The sequence below is a fragment of the Thalassotalea profundi genome, assembly GCF_014653195.1.
Classification (GTDB): domain Bacteria; phylum Pseudomonadota; class Gammaproteobacteria; order Enterobacterales; family Alteromonadaceae; genus Thalassotalea_B; species Thalassotalea_B profundi.
Window position 1 is genome coordinate 23287 of the sequence record NZ_BNAH01000017.1, and the last position, 22129, is coordinate 45415.

The window sequence follows — 22129 nt, forward strand, 5'->3', positions numbered from 1 at the left end:
AGCACATTAATAATGTACTAGTGACAGTTACCAATACTAAAAATGATCTTTTTCAACCACAGCTGTTGTCCAATATTTTAACCTCGCAGGTTGGCAAATAGGAGCAAGTAACCCTTTTAATTCTGGTAATAGGTGGCTAGGAAGCAAAACTTCAAATTGGCAAAATGAGCGAAAGCCTTCAACTTGCTCAGCAATATCAAACAGGCTATGTTTTTTACTATAGCCATTAATTTCCTTCAAATTGAAGCCTGATATATCTGAAAAGCTCATAAGTATATCAATAACCTCATCTTCTAGGCTTTTAGGTGCATTAAGAAAAAAAATTATATTATCTGGCATTTCTTTGCTCCAACCAACAATAAAAAATTGGTAATAAGTACAGTGTGGTAAACGTAGAGGTGACTAAGCCACCGATCACAACAATGGCCAATGGCTTTTGAATTTCTGCACCTGGGCCAGTTGCAAAAACGAGAGGTAATAAGCCAAACATTGCAGTTGTGGCAGTCATCAGTACAGGCCTTAAGCGACGTATGGCTCCATCAATTACTCGACGTGTAATGTCAGTGGCAAACATTTTAGTTTGTTCAAAGTAACTTATCATTACAATACCGTTAAGAACAGCAATTCCCAATAGCGCAATAAAACCAACAGAGGCAGGTACTGATAAATATTCATCTGTAATGTATAAACCAATAATACCGCCAACTAAAGCAAAAGGAATATTAGCTATAATCAAACCTGACTTAGCTATTGAATTGAAGGTAGTAAATAGAATAATAAAAATCAGCCCTAACGCGATAGGTATCAGTAATAATAGGTTATTAGTGGCTCTTTGCTGGCTTTCAAACTCTCCACCAAATGAAAGCGAATAACCGGTGGGTAAGTTAATTGTATTTTTAATTTGGTTACTAAGATCTTCAACGTAACCCACCACGTCACGATTAATCACGTTAACACTCACGGAGGCGAATCTATTTCCTTTCTCTCGTTCTATTAATAAAGGCCCCGTTTGAAAGCTTACTTGTGCAACTTCTTCAAGTGGTATTAATTGATTGTTAGGCATTAAAATTAACTGCGACTTCAACGCATTTATAGAGTTAATTGTATTAGTATTTTCAGTACTCTGCTTAAGGCCATTGAACATAATAGGTATTGATTTATTGCCTTCGAGTAAGCTTGATACTTGTAACCCTTCAATTTGTGACGTTAAGTAATGACTTAATGTCTCGATAGTTAAACCAAATTGGCTAGCCACTTCCGGAATAAGCGTTATATTAACAAATTTACCGCCTTCAATAATTGCCATTTGTACATCAGTGCCGCCCCTAGTTTTTTCAGCTAGTGCTGACACCTTCTTCGCAAGGTCCGCTAGTACACTGATATCGTTACCGATAATTTTTATTGATATATCACCTGTACCTCCTGTTAGCATTTCAGAAACTCGCATCTGTATGGGTTGTGTAAAACCAACATTTATCCCTGGGAAGCGCTTTAAGGTTTGACGAATATCTTCAATTAACTCTGCTTTAGTATTAAATCGCCACTGCTCTTTCGGAGCGAGTTCCATAAAAACATCTGTTTCGTTTAATCCCATAGGGTCAAGTCCAAGTTCATCAGAACCCGTTCGTGCAACAATCTGAACAAGTTCTGGTGTTTGAGCTAATAAAGCTTTTTCAATTTGTTTATCGATATCGATAGATGCAGGCAATGAAATACTAGGTGACTTTTCAAGCTGCACAATAATATCGCCCTCATCTAGAACCGGCATGAAACTTTTGCCTAATTGCTGAACCAGAAAAATACTAACAACAAGAAACAAAACCCCAACCATGATTAACATTTTAGGTTTTTGTATCGCACTTTCGAGCGTTTTACCGTAAATTTTCTGAAGAAATAGCACGAGTCGGGGCTGTGCTACCGGACCCGCTTTTAATAAAAATGAGGCGAGTATAGGTATAATTGTTAACGACAATAACAAAGCACTGATCATTGCAAAAACAATCGTTAATGCGACAGGGGTAAATAATTTACCTTCTAAACCTGACAAGGTAAGTAAAGGAGAAAATACAATAATAATAATTAGCGTACCTGAAAATACAGGTGTAGCAACCTCTTTACAAGCACGATAAATTACATGCAAACGAGGCGAATTTTGATTTAAGGCAAGTCGATTTAAAATATTTTCAACAATAACAACTGAAGCGTCAACTAACATACCTATTGCGATAACTAAGCCTCCTAAACTCATTAAATTGGCTGACAGGTTAAAGTACTTCATCAAAATAAAAGTCAGTAGCGCTGACATAGGTAAAGACAGCGACACAACAAGCGATGAACGAATATCTCCTAAAAATATTGCCAGTAAAACAATCACTAAAATTACCGCTTGTGCTAATGCACTAGTAATGGTTGTTATAGCAGTGTCAATTAATGTTGAACGGTCATAAAATACATTGATAGTGGTACCCGCAGGTAAAGATAACTCAATTTCTTTTAATTTTACTTTTACATCGTCAATAACTTGAGCCGTATTACTGTTTTTAAGCGCAATAATAAGCCCTTGAGTTGCTTCTTCTGAGTTTTTAGTTACAGCGCCATAACGCGTTAAAGCACCAATACCTACAGAGGCAATATCTTTTAATTGTATGAACTTGCCATCAACGCTTTTAATAACGGTTTGCCCAATTGATTCTATGTTTTCAAACTTACCTTGAGTACGAAGTATCAAGGCATCATTACCTTTAATTAAGCGCCCTATCCCCCCATTTTTATTAGATTGAATAACCGCGGTCTCAATCTCTTCAAAACTAATTCCGTATTGTTGCATTGCTAACACGTCAGGTTTTATCTCATACGTTTTCACAAAGCCACCTAAGCTATTAACGTCTGCAACGCCCTCAACAGTCCTTAATAATGGGCGAATATGCCAATCAAGTATTTCGCGCTTAGCTGTTAACGATAAATCATCGTTATCAACGGTAAACATAAATACTTCACTTAATGGCGTGCTCATAGGTGCGATTCCGCCACTGATATTCGCAGGTAAAAGTGGCATCACACTCATTAAACGTTCATTAACCTGTTGTCGAGCCCAATAAATATCAGTGCCTTCTTTAAAGTCAATGGTAATATCAGTAATCGAGTATTTTGTGGTAGAGCGCAGCATTTCCTGCGAGGGAATACCGAGTAGTTCGGTTTCTATAATTCTAGTAACTTGTGACTCTATTTCTACCGCATTCATTCCGGGTAATTTCAGTACAATTTTAACCTGAGTAGGCGAAATTTCAGGAAATGCATCTACTGGAATACTCAACCATGCCTTAGCACCAAAAAACAAAGCAATGAATAGAAATATGCTGACAAAAAGTCGCTGAGTAAGGGAGAACTTAATTAAGAGATTCAACATTTACTCTGCTCCTAACTTGAGCAAAATGCCCTGAACTATGCTTACTGAGCTTGCTAGCACTTCTTTATTGCTGATATCTTCATTAGTAATAATATACGTATTTTCTTGATCAGTGCTGGCAATAGTTAGTGGATAAAAGCGTAATTTGTCCACTATTTTTACCGCAATAAAATCACGGTTTTCAAACTCGAATATTGATGACGAAGGAACTTTGTATCCAGCAAAGTGATAGACGGGTGATACTGTAAGCGTTTGTCCTAACCTGAAATTACAGTTATTTGTTGCTGGGCTTGCCCATACCCTGCTGTGGTATTTATTGGCCAACATCTCAACGTTTTTAATCACTAATTGGCAATTTGAAGACACAACAAAATGCGAAAGGTTTTGTTGTTGGCTTATTGGGATAAGTATTTCTACCTTAACAGATTCAGGATTAATAATTTCAAATGCTAAATCATTTACAGACTTACTATTTTCTACATTTTTTAAACTAACAATGCCATTTTCAGGGCTAATAAAATACACATTTTCATTTTCATCAACTGTTAAAAATGACAATTGATGGTTAAAGTGCTCTAGTTGGAGTTTAGCATCAAAGTAGCTTTGAGATATAGCTAGCCATTCTGAACTTTTAAGAGTTTTATCATTAAAATGACGTTTATTCGTTAAATAATGCAACTCTGATGCTGAGAAGATAGCTTTAACAGATTCATATTCATCAAGGAAATGATGTACCTCATATCCTTCAATTTTGGCAATTTTTTCTCCTCTACCGACAGTTGAACCATTTTTTACTAAATAACTAATTTTTTGTATGCCAAAAGGAAGTGATACTGAATAATTTTCACCGGTTCTAAAAGTTACTTTTCCTGTTAAACTTTGACCGTTAAGAAAATTTGCAGGCTCAATAGTTGTAAACTCTGTTTGAAAGTCTCCAAGACTGGACAGAGAAACTGTAGGTATATTTTCGTTAGCTTTAACATTATGTACACTCAATAAAAGTGATAACACAATTAATAAAGCCGTATTGACAGTAGTGCTAAGAGTAGTAGTGACAAATTTCCAACTAAATATAAGATTTAACATAGTTAATACATCGATAACTTTTAACGGTAGATGCATCCATCTTACCCTTTATTTTTGGTAATTCATCAGACATGTGTCAATATTTTTGCTATGGTACATTTGCCCATTGTAATTATAAGCATTTGAAATAAAGAGAATAAAATGAACGACAGAGTAATCGCTGCCATATTAATGATAATTATGGTACTTAATTTTTTTGATGTATTAACAGATATATCATTAGGTGTTCCTGCCTGGCATATTTTTTCTGAAAGCTTGATTGTTATTGTCTCTGGTATTGGCGCTATCTTTTTAATTAAAGATATCTATGCAAAATCATCGAATGTTGCCAAATTAAAAAATGAATTGATGATCTCAGACGACAAGCTTAAAAATATTTCAACAGAAATGATCAATGCACGTACTCAATATGCAGAAGTAATTCACTCGCAATTTGAACGTTGGGGATTAACTAAAAGCGAACAAGAAGTGGCTATGCTATTATTGAAAGGCTTAAGTTTTAAAGAAATAAGCGGTTTACGAAATACTAAAGAAAAAACAGTTCGCCAACAAGCTTCTCTTATTTACAGTAAAGCCAGTGTTCAAGGTCGTCATGAATTGGCAGCTTGGTTTTTAGAAGATTTTATGGTGACAAATTAAAGGGCAGCAAATAAAGCTTAGATAGTTTTTACTACCCTTTAAAGTCAAAGTAGACTTATTTGCTCTTAATAACCTCACCAGCTTTCATTACAAAATCAACATCAAGTAATTCTTCAATATTGTTAAGTGGGCTACCATGTGTGGCAATAATATCAGCCATTTTCCCTACCTCAAGTGTACCTAGGCTACTACTTCTATCGATTAAATCAGCAGCATTTACCGTCGCTGATTTAATAATATCGGCTGCCGGCATGCCAGCGTTAAACATCAGTACGGCTTCTTGTGCATTTGTGCCATGTTGAGACACGCCACTGTCGGTGCCAAACGCTATTTTAACACCGGCTTTATAAGCTTTAGCGAAATTACCTTTCATATCAGTGCCGACTTTAATTGCTTTAGCTTTTTGTGATTCACTTAACACATTTGTGTTTTTAGCCATTTGCAACACGGTTTCACCAGCAAGTAGTGTCGGGACAAGATAAGCACCTGTCTTTTTAAATAACTTATAAGATTTTTCGCCCGCATAAGTACCGTGCTCAATACTTGCCACACCCGCTTCTAATGCTGCAATAATGCCATCTTCTTGGTGCGCATGGCTGGCAACCTTCGCTCCCATTCGCTTAGCGGCTAGTACGACTTCTTTTAACTCATCCATTTCCATCTGTTGACCAGTACCTGTTGCACGATCAGTCAACACACCACCCGTTGAGGTTATTTTAATTAAATTAGCTCCGTATTTAATTGCATGGCGGGCAGCACGACGACAATCAAATGGTCCATCACAAACCGTTTTATTGCTGTCATCATGAAATTCCATTAGCTCAGGGCTAACGCCACTTACATCAGCATGTCCGCCAGTGATACCTACACCACCAGCAGCAATGATGGTTGGTCCTTGGATCCAGCCATTATCAATAGCATCTCGTAAAGCATACATTTCTTGGGGACTAGACCCTGCATCACGTACGGTAGTAAAACCCGCATTTAATGTTCGCATAGCAAACATATGAGATCTCATTTGCATCAGCTGTGACGACATTTTTAAGGCTTCGCTGTCGTTTTTAGGACCTAGCTCCCCTTGTAAATGTACATGTAAATCCATTAAACCAGGCATCACAAAACTCGATGATAAATCAATCAAGGTAGCGTCTTGCGCGATGTCTTTCGCGTTAACAAACCCTGATGTAACTTGGGTTATTTTGCCATCTTTTACTACAATCGTTTGTTTAGAAAGTGGTTTTTTACCAGGAATTGTTAGTAATTCACCTGCATGTATTACTTGCGTGTTAGCCCAAACATTAGTCGCTAGCGCCATTAATGTTAAAGCTGAAGAAAACTTTATCGTATTTATTTTTAGTCGTTTCATAAACCCTCACTTTTATCATTATTATTAATAGTTACTACGTTAAACTAGCAACCAACGAGAATTTAGCAAGTAAATTACCTTAAATAAGCATGATTTTACGACGAACAACAAAACTAAAAAGGCCAGCAAATGCTGGCCTTTCAAAAAAATTAACGATTTAAATAATCTTAATGGTGATGACCACCAACGCCATGAGCATGTCCATGTTCAACTTCTTCGTCAGTAGCATCACGTACATCAACCACCTCTAAATCAAAAGTTAACACTTTACCTGCAAGTGGTGGATTAATATCAACGGTGACCATAAAGCGCCCTGCCTTCACAACAGTCACTTGGCGTTGACCTTGTTCAGTATTAACTACAGCTGTCATACCTGGTTTCCATTTAGTGGCACCTTGTAAATGCTTAGCTGGCACACGCTCGATAGCATCTTCTTGACGTTCACCATAAGCGTCTGCAGGTTGTAATGTTACTGAAAACTTCTCCCCTGCTTCTTTACCGGTTAACGCATTTTCAACGCCAACAATCATATTTTTATGACCATGCAAGTAGGCTAAAGGATCACTTTCATACGAGTTTTCAATTTCTTCGCCCGCTTCATCTTTTAACGTATAGTGAAATTGCACTACTTTGTTATCTGTTATTTTCATTAATTGTCCAGTTTGCTTTGTATAAGGTGATAATCGCGCAAGTTTAACAAAGATATTATCGCTGCCAAAGTAAATTTTGATACCCCTACCGCTGTTATGCCCAAAGCAATAAGATAATGACACTAGCAATGACTAATGCCATCCCCAAATATTCCATTAATGTTATCTTTTCTTTAAAAATACGATAGGTTAAAAATAAAGTAATAAAAAATTCAACCTGCCCTAAAGCTTTAACATAAGCGGCGTTTTGATAACTTGCTCCAGTAAACCAACCTATGGAGCCTAAAACGCTGGTTATACCTACAAATAGACATAAACGCCAATGAGTAAACATTAAACTAAGCTGGTTTTTATCTTGTAACCACACATAGATAACCGAAATGAATGACTGAACCGTGATCATAAACACTAATGTAACCGCGGCACTTACCATTAAATCGATATTAAGTGCTAAACTCGATTCGCGAATTAACAACGTGGTTATTGCCAGTGCTAATCCCGACGCTAAACCAAAGCCTGCACCAGGGTTTTGAAAAATATCTTTAAAGGTAAATTTTACTTTCGACAAAATGAGAACGCCAACAACACCAATAACCACAGAAAGCCAGCCTAAAAAACTCATTGATACTGAAAAAACTAATGCGCCCACTATGGCAACTTGTATAGCTTCAGTTTTAGCCAAACTCGTGGCAACTGCAAAGTTTCTATATTTAAATGCGGCTACTAAACATGCAGTACCAACGATCTGCATCACACATGCAATTAAGGCATATTGTAAAAATTGAGGGTTAAGTTCAGGTAATGATTGCTGACGAAATTCCAATAGAAATACGAGATAAATAATAGCAAAAGGCAATGCATATAAATAACGAACGCCTGTGGTGGCCATTGAATTTAAATGAACAGATAATTTTTTCTGACCTGCTGTTCGTACAGCCTGCATGAAAGCAGCAAGTAAAGTAAATGCAATCCAAGTTTCCAAATAAATTCCAACGTTATGAAAAGAGTTATCAATTAGCTAAATTATTCTATAAAACCAAGTATAAAATGCGCAAAAATATTTCAGTTATAGGCCTTGATGTATTAATCTTGCTGAGGAAGTAATATCACTTTACCGTCACTTTTATGCTCGGCGTAATGATCTATCGCTTTAGAAAAATCAGAAAAACCAACTGTGGCATAAATATCTGTTTTGAAAACACCAGAAGCAAAGAGCTTTTGCACTTTTTTACTTAATGCCAATACCTGCCATGGTTTAGCTTTACCGATATAGGTTGCTAACCAAAAGCCTTCTATTTTTATATCTCTAAAAATAACATCTGCCACAGAAAAACGTCCACCAATAGGGTCATGGGTTTCAGTTAAGCGGCCATAAACTATTGCAGTTGAACCTTTTGGCATGGCTTTTAATACTCGTGGCGTATCATCAGCTGCAACCGCATCAAGTAATACTGTCGCTTGCAATTCATTAGCGAATGTTTTCAATTGGTGATCGAAATTTTCATCCATAGTATTTAAAACATGATCAGCGCCAAGTGTCGTTAAAACATCAACATTGGTTTGACTTCTCACTGTTGCAATGGTTTTTACGCCCAAACGCTTAGCATAACGAATGGCACCTTTACCTACTTGACTAGCTGCCGCATTGATAACAATGCTTTTAGCGCCCAACTCTACTGCTCTATCAACCATACAAACTGAAGTGCAAGGATTAACAATTAAAGTAGCTGCTTGTTCATCAGGAATATCGTTTCGAACAGGTAAACAAAAATTGGCTTTCGTAATCGCATATTTTGCCCAAACCCCATCAATACCTGGTTGCGCGGAAATAGCCACACGTTTACCTGTTAACCATTTACCATAAATTCCCGCATTGGCATCAACAACTATACCAACGCCTTCAAAGCCACAGTAAGCATTATCTTGTGGAGGTAAGCCATACTTTCCAAGCAAATAAACAAGATCGGAAGGGTTAACTGGGCTAGCTAGCATTTTAATTAAGACTTGGCCTTTTTTTAAGACAGGTATGTCTTTTTCAATTAAATTAAGGCGTTGAGAAGAAAGTAAACTTTCATCTTCACTTAAGACTAAAGCCAATCCCTGATTTTTGATAATTGATTGTTTCACTGTCATATTATTCTTTTTATTTTAATTATTGATTGCTATGGTAAAGACTATTGAAACTTTTTTCACTATAAATTGCTCCACATACAATAGCTTTGTTCATCATTAATATACTTACAATATTAGGTAACTCATGGAATTTAAAAGTATTACAGCGCCGGCAGCCAAAAAAATAGCGCTTGTTGCACACGACAACATGAAGGCTGACTTAATCACTTGGTGTTTACGTTATCAACAACAACTTTCAGCCCATACTTTGTTTGCTACCGGTACAACCGGTACTAAAATTTCCCAGCAAACCGATCTAAAAGTAAGCAAGCTTATAAGTGGCCCATTAGGTGGTGATCAACAAATTGGAGCGATGATCACTGAAGGTAAGGTCGATCTAATGATATTTTTCTGGGATCCGCTTGAAGCACAGCCTCACGATCCTGATGTAAAAGCGCTATTAAGGCTTGCCGCGGTTTGGAATATTCCTGTTGCTTGTAATCAAGCCAGCGCTGATTTTATTATCAGCTCGCCATTATTTTCCAATACCTATGAGAAGACGATTCCTGATTATGAGCGCTATCTAGAAAGCCGTGCATAAAAGTCTTAATTACATATTTTAATTGGCACGTATTTACAACCTTAGTCGCCAATCGCCGTGATATACATTAAAGCTATCTGATTTTAAAAAGGCGATTAAGGTTAAATCAAATCGTTTAGCAGCTTGAATTGCTAATGCTGAAGGTGCGCCTAGGGCAATAAGTATTGGACTACCTGCCACTAATGTTTTTTGTACCATTTCAAAACTAACTCGACTTGATATTAATAAAAAACAATCATCATTACGAATGACTTTATTATTAATAGCTAAAGCACCTATTAATTTATCTAACGCATTATGTCGACCTATATCTTCTTTTATTTCAATAAGTTCGGAATTTTCATCAAACATAGCAGCGCAATGAGCGCCGCCAGTTAAAGCTTGTAAAGGTTGCACATTAAATAACAACTTTCCTGCTTGATGAATCTGCTTTTTGCTTAACCAGTTTCGTCTGTTCGATAAAGGGGGGATTCCTTGTAGTTCTAAAGCTTTAAGGGAAGTATTACCACATAAGCCACAACTACTATAAGTAGTTTGGTATTTATTTATAGGTTTGATTTTATCTTTACAGCTAGCAATTAATGTTACTTCCCAAAGGTTACCTTGACTATTGTCGTCCTCATCGTTTTGCATGCTAAGAATTTGATGTTTATTAGTAATTACACCATCAGATAACAACAATCCTGTGATATGAGCTTGTTCATCTCCAGGCGTTCGCATGGTAAGCGTATATACAAACGCATTACTTCCATTTTCAGTACCATCACCTGAAATAACCAAGTTAATTTGCAAAGGCTGTTCACAAATAACAGTATCCAACTCGGTATTCGTAGCTGTATCTGTAACTAACTGTTTAAATAAATTTTCTGTTGTTTTTCTCAAAATAATCCAGTGAAGCGACTAACAATACAATAATTATAACGAGCTAATGTTCACACATAAATAATTATAAAATTTAATTAAGCTAAGTAACAAAAATAGAGAAAATAGAGAAAATATAAAACTTTACGTTACACTAAGATTCAAGGTTATCAATATAAATTTAAAAAAACTCTGAGACGCAGGACGCAGCTTGATAAAATGATTAAGGAAATCATATGCAAAAACTCCCCTCATCACTGATTAATACATGGTTATTTTTAGCTCAATGTGACGAACCTCAACTTGCTAAATCAAAGCTCATCGCTTTTGGGCGCATAAAACACTATTTTGGTAATAATGAATTGGCAAAGCTATATATTGAACAATCGAATGATAAAACAATAGAAGTATTCATCATATAGGTTTACTACAAACATAACTTCTATGAGATAATCCATCCGAGTTCTATAAAAATAATTAAATAATAATACTTAAACAATGCTTACTTTATTTACTCACTTTAACGTGCCATGTGGACATAAGGTTCAACTATTTTTACATGAGTTATCGCTCAATTATAATATACACCCTGTTAATTTAAGAGATAGTGAACACCAAAGTAGTTGGTTTCTAAAGCTTAATCCTAAAGCACAAATTCCAGTACTTTTAGATGATACGACGGTTATTTGTGATTCAACCGAGATTTGTATTTATTTAGATCATAAGTTTAACAAAGGAAAATTTTTCACTGAAAATCAACTTAATTATGGTGCTATTCAACAATGGTTAGATTTTATTGATCATAATATCCATCATGCAAGTAGCTTATTAAGTTGGTGTATTGCCGTTCGACCTGAAATGCTAAAAAGAGATGATTGGCAAATAAAACAATATATTAATGCAATTCCTTGTGAAGACCGACAACATAGACGAACTAAAGCGTTAAAGCTGGGGATAAATTTACCTGAGCTTTCAACATCGATGACTCACTACAGGTTAATGTTAACTAAAATGGCAAGATTATTGACACAAAATAATTATCTTTTTGGTGATGAATATAGCGTAGCTGATATAGTTACGCTGCCCTATATTGAACGATTAGTTTTATTATCTTTTTCTTCTATGTGGCAAGAGTACCCTGAAATATTGAAATGGCATAAAAATATGGCAAAGTTAAAAGGCTATCAAACATGCTTTCATGACAGTTATCCTCCTTATTTTAAGGAACGCTGGCTTGAATATGGTGACGCTGCCAAAGAAAAACTACTTAACCTCGATGCATAAGTCCCCATAAATACTTAACATACATAAGTAACAGGCATTACAAATTGTTTATAGACGCTCGAATGCTTGACGGTAATTGCTCAAACATTGCCTTAAAATGTTTACTAAAGTAACTATGATCTTGATAACCACATTGAAAGGCAATATCAGCAATAGGCAATGAAGTTTCAACTAAAAGTTGCCTTGCTTTTTCAAGCCTCACTTCGCGTATAAATTGCTTTGGCGTTTTATTTAAATACTTTTTAAAACGTCGCTCTAGCGCACTAATAGAAAGATGAGAAACCTTAGCTAACTCTTCAATATGAATATCTCTTTCATAATTTAAACGAATAAAATCAACGGGGACTTTTAACTCATCAATACCCGATAATGTTTTGACTGTTTTTTGCAAATGGCGAGTAATTCCATAAGTACCAATGATCTGGCCATTATCATCTCTAAGTGGCCTTTTAGACGTTGAAAACCATGCGACTTCTCGTGACTTATGCATATTCATTTCAAGACGATTTTGAACCATTTCACCAGCCAATACTTTTTGATCATCCACTATATATTGTTTCGCAAGGTGAGGAGGTGAAAAATCGCTATCACCTTTACCGATAACAGACTCCAATGAGCGATAACCTAAATGTTCAATCAAATATTTATTTGCATAAACAATTTTACAATCACAGTCTTTTATCCAAAAAAGGATGTCCGGTAGAAGCTCAAATGCTTCAATTAATTGCTTAGCACTTAGCTGATTTAGCAGTGGGTTTTCTTTCATAAGGTTAACTAATAACTTTATTGTTAGTGTAATTACTTTATCAAACGTAAAAGTAAGTTAAAACAACTAACGCCGAATTTATTGCATTTAAAACCGATAAAATAATACCCTAACAAATTATCACAGCGTTACACTGATGAAATAAATTCAATTATTACTTTTTGCTAACCTAACTATTAACAAATGCCAAAAGAGAAATTAACCACATGAATAATATAGATAAAAGAAAACTCAGAATGGCAATGGTTGGAGGTGGACATGGTGCTTTTATCGGTGCAGTTCATAGAATAGCAGCTCAAATTGACGGCCAAATATCCTTATGTGCTGGTGCATTTAGCCAAGATGCTCAACGCAGTATTGACTCAGGAATTTCATTGTTTTTACCAGAAGATAGATGTTATCGAAGCTACCAAGAACTGATCACGTGTGAGGCAAAAAAGCCACTTGATCAACGCATTGACTTTATCGCTATTGTAACACCAAACCATTTACATTTTGATATTGCTAAAATGGCGTTAGAGCATGGCTTTCATGTGCTGTCTGACAAACCCGCCACCTTCAACTTAAATCAAGCCTTAGCGCTTAAAAAGATTATTGAAAAAACCAATCAACTTTACGCTCTATCGCATGCTTACACGGGATACCCACTTGTTAAACACGCTAAGAACTTAGTAAACGAAAATGTATTAGGCAATATTAACAAGATTGTTGTTGAGTATAGCCAAGGTTGGTTAGCCCCCTCAGAAGATGATACCAGTAAACAAGCGAGTTGGCGTTTAGATCCGAAACAAAGTGGTATTAGCTGCTGTATGGGAGATATTGGCGTTCACGCAGCAAACCTAGCTGAATATATTTCAGGCCTCGAAATTACTCGTGTTTGCGCTGATTTAGCGCCCGTTGTAGAAGGTCGACAACTTGATGACGACGGCACAGTTTTGCTCAGATTTAATAATGGTGCAAAAGGCGTACTAATGGCTAGCCAAATATCTACCGGTGAAGAAAATGATCTTCGTATTCGCATTTATGGCGATAAAGCTAGCATCGATTGGTCTCAACTAGCGCCTAATACCCTTTGGCTGAAAATTAATCATCAGTCCGCGCAAATGATCCGTACAGGTGTTGGCCACTTTAGTGACAATGTAATAAAAGCCGTTCGTACACCAGCAGGACACCCAGAGGGGTACCTTGAGGCTTTTGCCAATATTTATAGCAATTTTGCTGAGCAAATACGGGCGTTTAACAAGAATCACACTGTGTCTAACACTCAATTTGACGTGCCGGGTATTGATGAGGCAATCAGAGGAATGGCTTTTATCGAAAACGTTGTTCGCTCCAATCAAACTGAGTCTAAATGGTCAACATTTACCATTTAATTAACACAAGAAATACAAACAGTAAAATGATTACGGAATTACTCATGAAAAGAATAAAAGGCCCTGCCATTTTTTTAGCACAATTTGCCGATGATTTAGCGCCATTTAATACACTTGAAGAAATATGTAACTGGGCATCAAGTTTAGGTTTTAAAGCAATACAATTACCTACTTGGGATGCACGTTTTTTTGATTTAAAAAAAGCGGCAAACAGTATCGAATATTGCCAAGAAATATTAAATACAGTGCGCAGTGCTGGTGTAGAAATTAGTGAACTTTCAACACATCTACAAGGGCAATTAATTGCAGTCAATCCTGCATATAATGAAATGTTCGACAACTTTGCTCCCGAGCATGTAAAAAATAACGCTAATGCAAGAACTGACTGGGCAATTGAACAACTAAAATTTGCGGCGCAGGCGAGTAAAAACTTAAATTTAACTACTCATGTCACTTTTTCAGGGGCGTTGTTATGGCATACTTTTTATCCTTGGCCACAACGCCCCGCTGGATTAGTTGAACAAGGCTTTGCAGAACTTGCTAAGCGCTGGCTACCTATTCTTGATGAATTTGATCGTGTAGGTGTTGATGTGTGTTATGAACTACACCCTGGCGAAGACTTACACGACGGCGTTACATTTGAACGTTTTCTTAAAGCGACCAATAATCATCCTCGCGTTAACATTTTATATGATCCTAGTCATTTTGTATTACAACAACTCGATTATCTTGCTTTCATTGATATTTACCATGAGCGGATAAAAGCTTTTCATGTGAAAGATGCAGAATTTAATCCTAATGGCCGTTCTGGCATATATGGTGGTTACCAAGATTGGATAGATCGCCCCGGTCGTTTTAGATCACTCGGTGATGGGCAAATTGACTTTGTCAGTATTTTTTCAAAACTCACTCAATATAAATATGAAGGTTGGGCAGTACTGGAGTGGGAGTGCTGTATAAAACACCCCCTTAATGGTGCAAGAGAAGGAGCCGTATTTATAGAGCAGCATTTAATCAATCCAACAGATAAAGCCTTCGACGATTTTGCAGGTACCGAACAAGATAATGAGCTTAATAATAAAATTTTAGGGTTGTAAATATTTAAGCGAAATAAAACAGCTAACTAGTTTAAGAGCTAATGAGGAAATAACAATGATAACAAATGCCAATAGCGCTAGAATATTTACCCTGTGTTGCATTTCACTGATTGTAACATCTATGACCTTTGCGATACGCGCAGGTATTTTAGGGCAACTCAGTGGCGATTACTCGCTCACCGACACGCAATTGGGCTGGGTTAATTCCATGGCCTTTTTAGGCTTTCCCTTGGCAACCATGATTGGCGGGGTTTTGTACAATGCTATAGGTGCACGAAATTTAATATCGTTAGCTTTTATCTGTCACTTATTAGGCTTGGTACTGACCATTACTGCTGATGGTTTCTGGGGATTATTAATATCCACCTTTTTAATCGGCTTTGCCAATGGCTCAGTTGAAGCGGGCTGTAATCCATTAATAGCGCAAATGTATCCTAATGATAAAGTAACAATGCTAAATCGTTTCCATGTTTGGTTTCCTGGGGGAATTGTTATTGGTGCCCTACTTTCAAACGCGATGACTTCAATGGGGATTATTTGGCAAATTCAAGTTGCGAGTATCATAATACCAACACTAATATATGGCTTATTATTACTGCGTTCTGACTTCCCTACGTTTGATAAAGAAATCAACTCAACCCGCAGTAATCTTAAAAGTTTGTTTTCACCTTTATACTTATTTCTAGTGTGTTGCATGACCTTAACTGCCACAACAGAATTAGGCACACAACAATGGATTGAACGTATTCTAGGCTCTACTGGCGCTTCACCTATGTTGATATTAGCGATGATCACTGGATTAATGGCCGTAGGTAGATTTTATGCAGGCCCTGTAATACATAGATTAAACCCTGTTGGCGTATTAGTATCATCGGCAATTTTAGCGACTATTGGTATTTACTTAATGAGTCAAGCTCAAGGTAATATGATTTACCTAGCTGCAATTATATTTGCATTAGGTTGTACCTATTTTTGGCCAACAATGATTGGTTGTGTCGCAGAATATACTCCCAAAACAGGAGCCTTAGGAATGTCATTAATTGGTGGTGCTGGTATGTTTGCCGTCAGTCTATGGAACCCTGTTATTGGTACTTGGTTAGATAATGCTAAGAGCCAATTTCAACATCAGAGCCTGTCAGCAGAAGAAATAGATGTATTAGCAGGACAAGCACTATTATCTAATTTATTGCTATTTCCATTGATATTAATTGTTGCTTTTGTTGGTTTATATCTATTTATCAATACACAAGCAAACCAAAAAATAACTAAAGAAGCATAAGTCGTAGCATTAAAACTAAACACGAAATTAAGTCATAAATACACGAACGGTCTTGGGGGGGAAATGACAGATTTTTCAAAAAATACAAGCATAAATGAAAATACTCGTAGAAGTTTTCTTAAGCAATTAACTGGCGCTATTGGAGCAACAACAGCTTATTCATTACTCTCTGGTAATAACTTAGCAATAGCATTAGCTTATAACGACAACAAAGAGTTATTAGATAGAATACCGTTACTTTTTAGTAAAACGCAACTAATAACTTTAGCGAGTATTTGCCAAACAATCATCCCTAAAACAGACACTTTGGGAGGTGCCGATGTTGATTGTCATGGCTTTATCGATCATCAACTTTTCCACTGTCATACAGAGGAAGAACAACAAAATAGTTTAGCTATTGTTAATAAGATAGAAACAATTAGCCTGCAATATTTTGGACATTCCTTTCATAAACTTGAATGCGAAATACAAACCAAAGTGCTTAATTACTTAGAAATGACTAAACACTTTTCTTCGATTGATAGTAATCACTTTAAATCGCTTAAAGCCTTAATTGTATTTGGATATTTCACATCAGAGATAGGTGCAACCAAAGCATTGAACTATCAGGCCGTTCCTGGTGGGTATAAAGGTTCAATCCCTTATAACGAAAACGCTAAGAGCTGGGGCTCTTTGTCATATTATTAATGACAACAAAAAATAAGTGCAAAATATGAATGAAAAACTCTATATAAATCAGACAAAGGACGTATTTGATGCCATTGTTGTAGGATCAGGTATTTCTGGTGGTTGGGCAGCAAAAGAATTATGTGAAAAAGGCTTAAAAACTCTAATGATAGAGCGTGGTCGCGTAGTTGAACACCGAAAAGACTATATTGGTGAAAGCAAAGGCCCGTGGGAGTTTCCTAACCGCACAAAAGTTGATAACTTGCTGGTTGAACAACAATATAAAATTCAAAAGCAATGTTACGCTTTTAATGATGCCACCAAGCATTTCTTTGGTAATGATAGTGAACTTCCCTATTCAACAGAGGAAGGAACTAACTTTTCTTGGATAAGGGCTAATCAGTTGGGGGGAAAATCACTACTATGGCATCGCCAATCTTATCGTTACAGCGACTTTGATTTTAACGCAAATAAAGCTGACGGCCATGGAAATGATTGGCCAATCCGCTATAAAGATTTAAGCCAATGGTATAGCCATGTTGAAAAACATATCGGAGTTAGTGGTGCAAAAGAAAATTTACCTCAATTACCCGATGGTGATTTTCTCCCTCCATTTGAGTTTACTGCCCCAGAACAGGCATTTAAACAATCTTTAGAGGCCAATTTCCCTGATAGAAAGCTAATTATTGGTCGAGCGGCTCATTTAACCAAACCCTCTGAATTTCACATTAGTCAAGGTCGCGGACAATGTATGGCGAGAAATGAATGCCAAAAAGGATGTTCTTTTGGTGCCTATTTCTCAACACAAAGCTCAACATTACCGGCAGCAGTTAAAACTAATAACCTTCATATTGCACCAAACAGTGTAGTACATAGCTTAATTTACGACGAGGTAACTAATAAGGTAAAAGGGGTAAGAGTCATTGATAATGATGATTTATCAACTCGAGAATATTTTGCCAAAGTGATCTTTTTATGTGCTTCTACTTTAGGCTCAACACAAATAATGCTCAATTCTAAATCATCAAAATTTCCAAATGGCATAGCTAATAGCTCAGGAGTTTTGGGGCATTATTTAATGGACCACAACTATAATGCAGGTGCAAGTGCAGAAATAGAAGGATTTGAAGATGAGTATTACTCAGGCAGATCGCCCACAGGCATTTATATACCTAATTTTTATTACGAACCCAGTAAATATAATAAGAAGTTTGTTCGTGGTTATGCCCTAGCAGGAGGTACAGGAAGAACAGATTGGCGCGGTAAAGCTTGGAATAAAGGCATTGGAAAAGACTTCAAAAAGCACCTAACACAAGCAGGAAAGTGGCATATAAGCCTGGGTGCTCAAGGTGAAATGTTACCACGGTATGAAAATATGATTTCACTACATCAAACTAAAACCGACAAATGGGGGATCCCTCAATTACATATCAACTGCCAGTGGTCTGATAATGAAAAGTTAATGATGGAAGATGCTGCAGTACAAGCTGAAAACATACTTATTAAAGCAGGTTATAGCAATGTAACGCGCTACACCAGTTACCATGTTAACGCGCCAGGACTAGCGATTCATGAAGTTGGCACAGCTAGAATGGGTAAGGATCCTGCGGATTCTATACTTAATGGCTATAACCAAACTCACGATATTCCCAATTTATTTGTGACTGATGGGGCAAGCTTTTGTTCTAGTGCAGTTGCCAATCCATCCTTAACATTTATGGCATTAACTGCTCGCGCTGTTAATTATTGTGTAAATGAAATGAATAACCACAGAATTTAGTAAAGGAGCATTCAATGAAAAAAATAACATCACTATTATCATTACTAGTAATAACACTATTTTGTAAATCTGCCGTCGCAAATGCGCAACAAGTTCCCCCATTAAGTGTGCAATTATGGTCGGTTAAAGATGAAATTAAATCAGATATTAAAGGCACCATAAAAACACTTGCTGACATGGGGTTTTCCGGCGTTGAATTTGCCAATGAATTTGGCGAATTTACCGGTAAGCCTGAACAACTGAAATCTTATTTAGATAGCATTGGAATAAAAGCAAGCGGCGCACATGTGTCATTTGAATCATTAAATGAAGTAAATTTTGATAAAACCATAAAACTCTATAAAGCATTAGGGGTGGATAGTTTAGTTATTGGTTGGGATACTAGAGCGTGGCATCCTCAAGGCATATTTGAAATAGTGAGACTATTAAATCAATTATCAAAAAAATTAGCGCCATTAAATATGCAAATTGGTTTTCATAACCATGATCATGAGTTTGATACATTCAATAATTCAACTTATTGGGATTACCTTGCTAAGCACACAAGTTATGACGTTATTTTACAGATGGATGTTGGTTGGGTAACTTATGCCGGTAAAGACCCCATAGAATATGTGAAAAAGTATAGTGGTAGAACCCTAAGCACTCACTATAAAGTACAACTACCTGAAGGCACAAAAGGCAAACTTCCTATTATAGGTAAAGATACTATCGATTGGTTAAATTTACTCAAAGCAAATATGTCTCATGGCGCAACAAAATGGATCATTGTTGAACAAGAAGATTACCCTAATGGGCTCACACCATTACAGGCGGTGGCTGAATCTAAAAAAGGGTTAGACAAGTATATTAAACAATTGACCCAATAAAAGAGTATTAAACACCTTTAAAAATAACTGGGCATCAATACTTCAACAAGAAAAACGTTACATAAACTGAATATAAAACATAAAAAAAATGATATTTCAAAATAAAATGCAACTACCAAGGTAGTATCTTGTAGTGAGCTTCTGTTAATATAACGCATATAATCTGCGTTGTTTAACAGAAGCGAGCGATCTAATGCCTGACGATAAACTTTCTCATGAAAATTTGTATTATGGCAAATGCCTGTGTGGTGCAGTGCAAGTCACGATAAAAGGCAAAATAAGTGACATCATTCATTGCCATTGCTCACTCTGTAGAAAAAATAGTGGTAGTGCTTATGCTACTAATGGTTTCATAAATACCAGCGACTTCAATATTACATCTGGGAAACGAAGCTTAACGGTTTTTTCATTTAAACCAGGCCGTAATCGGCACTTTTGTAAATGCTGTGGTTCCCCCATTTATAGCTCGAACGAACAAGATCCAAGCCGATTAAGAATACGTTTAGGCCTCCTTGACACTGATATAACAGAAAGGCCTATGTCTCATAATTTTGTTTCATCAAAAGCAAACTGGGAAGATCTAGATGCTGACTTACCTAGATATGATGCGTTTGAACCTAGCCGAAAAAAGCTAAAGTAAAACTAAGACATAGCCAAAAGAAATTAAATAGAATGCCAGACTTTATCCTTTCACAAATACTTGTCACCGTAACACTTATTATTGAGTGTTGTGCAATGCAGCTTAAAAATAAAAATTATATTCTAGCGGCTCTTTCTGTTAGTTGCTTTTTCAATGGTTTGCATTACCTATTGCTAGAACAACCCACAGCAGGCTATATCTTCCTATTTTCAAGTATTCGATTTTTAATCTCAATTAAATGGAAGTTTCAATGGATTTCAATAGTAGCGTTATGTGTTAGTTTAATAATTACCATCTCTACTTATACCGGTCTATTGAGTATGGTTGGCTTTGTTGCCACTGTATTTATCACCGTAGGATCATTTAGCAATAATGATAAATTTTTACGATTAATGATGATTCTAGGTGGTTCATTATGGTTGCTACATAACTTTTTATTATGGACCCCTGTTGGCATTCTTGTAGAAGTTATTTTCGTTAGTAGCAGTTTTATTGGATATTACCGTTACTATATAATCAAGCAATCGGTTAAAACATAACATTTATGAGGGTTAGATTAATTTAGAGTAATCTAGACGTCTTAATTATTTTAGGATCTCTAAGTGTCATACCAAGCTCAAGAAAATACTCTTCTATATTTTCAGGATATTCATGCTGCCCTGCCTCATTAATATAATGTCGCAGTGTTTTATTATTACCGGTATCTAAAGTGACAATCATCGCTGTAATATTTTCTGATGAAATATCCCCTAACGATGCAGCTTTTTCTTGATAATGTTGTTGCCAACTAAAGGTTAAATCTTCTTGAGAAATTTTTAAATTAACAACTTCATCAATATCAGAAACCAAATAACTATAGCTTGCTGTAGCTGTTTTATGTTGTGGATCATTATGATTTTCACCGACAAAAGTAAAAGTAATTTTAGCTGGTTCTACAAGCAACTCTTCCAGCCACTGCTCTTTAATAATAGTGGCATTAATTTCACTTAAATAATGGTTAACCGCCTCTTCGACATAGGGAAGCTCTGATTTTTTCTCATTAATGAGTAGTTCAAAATCAAAGGTTTTAAAGTTGCCAAAAGTAACGCCTTTTGAGGCTAAATCAACTTTAATACCATTACTATGTTGACGCTCCCAATTAGCTAATTTACGTACTAAAACTGTAGATACTTCTAAATGTTTTTCCTCATTTAACGATAATTCAGTTGCATCAATATGATAAGCGGCACTTGATAACCTGAGTTGTTTATATTCTTGCGGGAAAAATGAGATATGGTTCCAACCCGATATATCATTAAATGACACATCGTAACTACTTTCTTTCATTAATGATGAAAACACCTGTGGTATGAAGGATTCTTGCGCTTTTGACACACTCACATTTTCACTTTCAGGGGTTTGAATAAACTGGCACGAACTGATTAAATTTAATCCACAAGCTAAGCATAAATATTGGAGAACATTTTTACTTTTACTTTTCACTTCGCTTTTAGTTATCATCAAGGTTATCGACCTTTTTATTATTACATTTTATAACGTTAACTTATCTACCATACTAATTTTTAAGCAGAATAACCAATAGTTAATCGTATTTTTATGCAAATTTATTTTTTGCTTAAACTTATAGTTATTTACACAAAGGTGTGAATAACGA

Annotated in this window: 22 protein-coding genes; 12 read left to right on the forward strand and 10 right to left on the reverse strand. The window is 36.1% G+C overall.

Features of this window, described 5'->3' with window-relative positions; genetic code table 11:
• Window positions 1-36 precede the first annotated feature (36 nt).
• Genes IE155_RS16760 through IE155_RS16770 form a run of 3 tightly spaced genes read right to left on the reverse strand, consistent with a single transcriptional unit; the run spans window position 37 to window position 4528 of the window.
• Window positions 37-339, reverse strand: a complete 303-nt coding sequence (locus IE155_RS16760) for a DUF3240 family protein (RefSeq protein WP_189379409.1) — start codon at window positions 337-339, stop codon at window positions 37-39.
• Window positions 329-3406: an efflux RND transporter permease subunit gene (locus IE155_RS16765; protein ID WP_184422612.1), complete on the reverse strand. Its 3078-nt coding sequence runs from the start codon at window positions 3404-3406 to the stop codon at window positions 329-331. The genes IE155_RS16760 and IE155_RS16765 overlap by 11 nt, the downstream gene beginning before the upstream one ends.
• On the reverse strand, window positions 3407-4528 hold the full coding sequence (locus tag IE155_RS16770; protein WP_189379410.1) for an efflux RND transporter periplasmic adaptor subunit: 1122 nt from the start codon (window positions 4526-4528) through the stop codon (window positions 3407-3409).
• A 105-nt stretch (window positions 4529-4633) separates the two neighbouring features.
• Between IE155_RS16770 and IE155_RS16775 the strand changes: the two genes are divergently transcribed.
• A complete protein-coding gene (locus IE155_RS16775) occupies window positions 4634-5131 on the forward strand; it encodes a helix-turn-helix transcriptional regulator (RefSeq protein ID WP_189379411.1) in 498 nt (165 codons plus the stop codon).
• A gap of 55 nt (window positions 5132-5186) precedes the next feature.
• On the opposite strand, the gene IE155_RS16780 is transcribed toward IE155_RS16775, so the two are convergent.
• The 4 genes from IE155_RS16780 to IE155_RS16795 all read right to left on the reverse strand — a co-directional run bounded on the left by IE155_RS16780 (window position 5187) and on the right by IE155_RS16795 (window position 9280).
• Entirely contained in the window at window positions 5187-6497 is a 1311-nt protein-coding gene (locus tag IE155_RS16780) for an amidohydrolase family protein (protein WP_189379412.1), read from the reverse strand.
• Between the two features lie 167 nt (window positions 6498-6664).
• The gene (locus IE155_RS16785) at window positions 6665-7147 is read right to left on the reverse strand and encodes an FKBP-type peptidyl-prolyl cis-trans isomerase (RefSeq protein WP_189379413.1); all 483 of its coding nucleotides are present in this window, start codon (window positions 7145-7147) and stop codon (window positions 6665-6667) included.
• Between the two features lie 94 nt (window positions 7148-7241).
• The gene (locus IE155_RS16790) at window positions 7242-8129 is read right to left on the reverse strand and encodes a DMT family transporter (protein ID WP_189379414.1); all 888 of its coding nucleotides are present in this window, start codon (window positions 8127-8129) and stop codon (window positions 7242-7244) included.
• A gap of 101 nt (window positions 8130-8230) precedes the next feature.
• On the reverse strand, window positions 8231-9280 hold the full coding sequence (locus tag IE155_RS16795) for a zinc-binding dehydrogenase (protein WP_189379415.1): 1050 nt from the start codon (window positions 9278-9280) through the stop codon (window positions 8231-8233).
• A 124-nt stretch (window positions 9281-9404) separates the two neighbouring features.
• Between IE155_RS16795 and IE155_RS16800 the strand changes: the two genes are divergently transcribed.
• Complete coding sequence (locus tag IE155_RS16800; RefSeq protein WP_189379416.1) at window positions 9405-9860, forward strand: methylglyoxal synthase; 456 nt, start codon at window positions 9405-9407, stop codon at window positions 9858-9860.
• Window positions 9861-9893: 33 nt separating this feature from the next.
• Here the strand turns inward: IE155_RS16800 and IE155_RS16805 are convergent, their stop codons facing one another.
• On the reverse strand, window positions 9894-10742 hold the full coding sequence (locus IE155_RS16805) for a formate dehydrogenase accessory sulfurtransferase FdhD (protein ID WP_189379417.1): 849 nt from the start codon (window positions 10740-10742) through the stop codon (window positions 9894-9896).
• Window positions 10743-10957: 215 nt separating this feature from the next.
• Here IE155_RS16805 and IE155_RS16810 point away from each other — a divergent pair, with 215 nt between their 5' ends.
• Both IE155_RS16810 and IE155_RS16815 read left to right on the forward strand, forming a co-directional pair.
• Window positions 10958-11143 (forward strand): hypothetical protein, encoded by a 186-nt coding sequence (locus tag IE155_RS16810; protein ID WP_189379418.1) that lies wholly within the window; start codon window positions 10958-10960, stop codon window positions 11141-11143.
• Between the two features lie 76 nt (window positions 11144-11219).
• Window positions 11220-12005: a glutathione S-transferase family protein gene (locus tag IE155_RS16815; protein ID WP_189379419.1), complete on the forward strand. Its 786-nt coding sequence runs from the start codon at window positions 11220-11222 to the stop codon at window positions 12003-12005.
• Between the two features lie 37 nt (window positions 12006-12042).
• Here the strand turns inward: IE155_RS16815 and IE155_RS16820 are convergent, their stop codons facing one another.
• On the reverse strand, window positions 12043-12771 hold the full coding sequence (locus tag IE155_RS16820; RefSeq protein ID WP_189379420.1) for a helix-turn-helix domain-containing protein: 729 nt from the start codon (window positions 12769-12771) through the stop codon (window positions 12043-12045).
• A gap of 215 nt (window positions 12772-12986) precedes the next feature.
• Here IE155_RS16820 and IE155_RS16825 point away from each other — a divergent pair, with 215 nt between their 5' ends.
• From IE155_RS16825 to IE155_RS16860, 8 genes are all read left to right on the forward strand, one after another.
• Complete coding sequence (locus tag IE155_RS16825) at window positions 12987-14144, forward strand: Gfo/Idh/MocA family protein (protein ID WP_373295382.1); 1158 nt, start codon at window positions 12987-12989, stop codon at window positions 14142-14144.
• 44 nt (window positions 14145-14188) lie between these two features.
• The gene (locus IE155_RS16830; protein ID WP_189379421.1) at window positions 14189-15241 is read left to right on the forward strand and encodes a sugar phosphate isomerase/epimerase family protein; all 1053 of its coding nucleotides are present in this window, start codon (window positions 14189-14191) and stop codon (window positions 15239-15241) included.
• A 55-nt stretch (window positions 15242-15296) separates the two neighbouring features.
• Window positions 15297-16520 carry an MFS transporter gene (locus IE155_RS16835; protein ID WP_189379422.1) on the forward strand — a complete coding sequence of 408 codons (1224 nt, stop codon included), beginning with the start codon at window positions 15297-15299 and terminating at the stop codon, window positions 16518-16520.
• A 63-nt stretch (window positions 16521-16583) separates the two neighbouring features.
• Window positions 16584-17207: a gluconate 2-dehydrogenase subunit 3 family protein gene (locus tag IE155_RS16840; protein WP_189379423.1), complete on the forward strand. Its 624-nt coding sequence runs from the start codon at window positions 16584-16586 to the stop codon at window positions 17205-17207.
• A 25-nt stretch (window positions 17208-17232) separates the two neighbouring features.
• Window positions 17233-18966 (forward strand): GMC oxidoreductase, encoded by a 1734-nt coding sequence (locus IE155_RS16845; protein ID WP_189379424.1) that lies wholly within the window; start codon window positions 17233-17235, stop codon window positions 18964-18966.
• 14 nt (window positions 18967-18980) lie between these two features.
• Window positions 18981-19835, forward strand: a complete 855-nt coding sequence (locus tag IE155_RS16850) for a sugar phosphate isomerase/epimerase family protein (protein WP_189379425.1) — start codon at window positions 18981-18983, stop codon at window positions 19833-19835.
• A gap of 223 nt (window positions 19836-20058) precedes the next feature.
• Window positions 20059-20475, forward strand: coding sequence for a GFA family protein (locus IE155_RS16855; RefSeq protein ID WP_229817428.1), 417 nt, complete (start codon window positions 20059-20061; stop codon window positions 20473-20475).
• 32 nt (window positions 20476-20507) lie between these two features.
• Window positions 20508-21014, forward strand: coding sequence for a YgjV family protein (locus IE155_RS16860; protein WP_189379427.1), 507 nt, complete (start codon window positions 20508-20510; stop codon window positions 21012-21014).
• A 22-nt stretch (window positions 21015-21036) separates the two neighbouring features.
• Here the strand turns inward: IE155_RS16860 and IE155_RS16865 are convergent, their stop codons facing one another.
• Window positions 21037-21978, reverse strand: coding sequence for a hypothetical protein (locus tag IE155_RS16865; protein WP_229817420.1), 942 nt, complete (start codon window positions 21976-21978; stop codon window positions 21037-21039).
• Window positions 21979-22129: the final 151 nt, after the last annotated feature.